Raw genomic sequence first — 1,377 nt, 5'->3', positions numbered from 1 at the left:
ATCCACGGTCTCGAACATGTCGCGCATGCGCTGCTCGCTGACCGGGCTTTCGACCACCACCACGAGCTCCGGCTTGTTGGAGGAGGCGCGCACCAGGCCCCAGCTGCCGTCCTCCACCGTGACGCGCACGCCGTTGACGGTGACAAGATCGCGGATCGCCTGGCCGCCGATCTTGGCGCCCTGCTGTTGCAGGCCTTCAAAGTGCTTCACCACGGCGTCGACCACGCCGTATTTGGCCTCATCGGCGCAATGCGGTGACATCGTCGGCGACGACCAGGTCTTGGGCAGCGCGTCCTTCAGGTCGGCCATCGACTTGCCGGGCGCGCGGTCGAGCATCTCGCAGATCGCGATCGCCGAGACCAGGCCGTCGTCATAGCCGCGGCCGAACGGTTTGTTGAAGAAGAAGTGGCCGGATTTCTCGAAGCCGGCGAGCGCGCCAAGCTCGTTGGTGCGGCGCTTCATGTAGGAGTGGCCGGTCTTCCAATATGCGGTCTTCGCGCCTTGCTGCTGCAGCACCGGATCGGTGATGAACAGGCCGGTCGACTTCACGTCGACCACGAACTGCGCGTCCTTGTGGATCGCCGACATGTCGCGCGCCAGCATCACGCCGACCTTGTCGGCGAAGATCTCCTCGCCGGTGTTGTCGACCACGCCGCAGCGGTCGCCGTCGCCGTCGAAGCCGAGGCCGACATCGGCCTTGTGCTGCAAGACCGCGTCGCGGATCGCGTGCAGCATCTCCATGTCTTCCGGGTTCGGATTGTATTTCGGGAAGGTGTGGTCGAGCTCGGTGTCGAGCGGAATCACCTCGCAGCCGATCGCCTCCAAGACCTGCGGCGCGAACGCGCCGGCGGTGCCGTTGCCGCAGGCCGCCACCACCTTGAGCTTGCGCTTAAGCTTCGGCCGGCTGGTGAGGTCGGCGATGTAGCGCGCCGGGAAATTCTCGTGGAACTGGTAGCCGCCGCCGGCCTTGCTGGTGAAGCTGGCGCCGAGCACGATCTCCTTCAGCCGCGTCATCTCGTCGGGCCCGAAGGTCAGCGGGCGGCTCGCCCCCATCTTGACGCCGGTCCAGCCATTGTCGTTGTGGGAGGCGGTCACCATGGCAACGCAGGGCACGTCGAGGTCGAACTGCGCGAAATAGGCCATCGGCGTCACCGCGAGCCCGATGTCGTGCACCTTGCAGCCCGCGGCCATCAGGCCGGAGATCAACGCATATTTGATCGCGGCGGAATAGCCGCGGAAATCGTGGCCGGTGACGATCTCCTGCTTGACCCCGAGTTCCGCAATCAGCGCGCCGAGCCCCATGCCCAGCGCCTGCACGCCCATCAGATTGATTTCCTTGCCGAACAGCCAGCGCGCGTCATATTCGCGAAACCCGGT

1 protein-coding gene is annotated in these 1,377 nt (G+C 65.5%); it reads right to left on the bottom strand.

The window, feature by feature from the left end; all coding sequences use genetic code 11:
• Nucleotides 1-1,377, bottom strand: a 1,377-nt coding sequence (locus AC5ZG1_RS43930) for a phosphomannomutase/phosphoglucomutase (RefSeq protein WP_496136515.1), incomplete at both ends; no start/stop codon positions are given.

The sequence above is a fragment of the Bradyrhizobium sp. Leo78 genome, from assembly GCF_059512425.1.
Note: the sequence above shows the minus strand (reverse complement) of the source record. Positions and strands in the feature narration are given on the sequence as shown.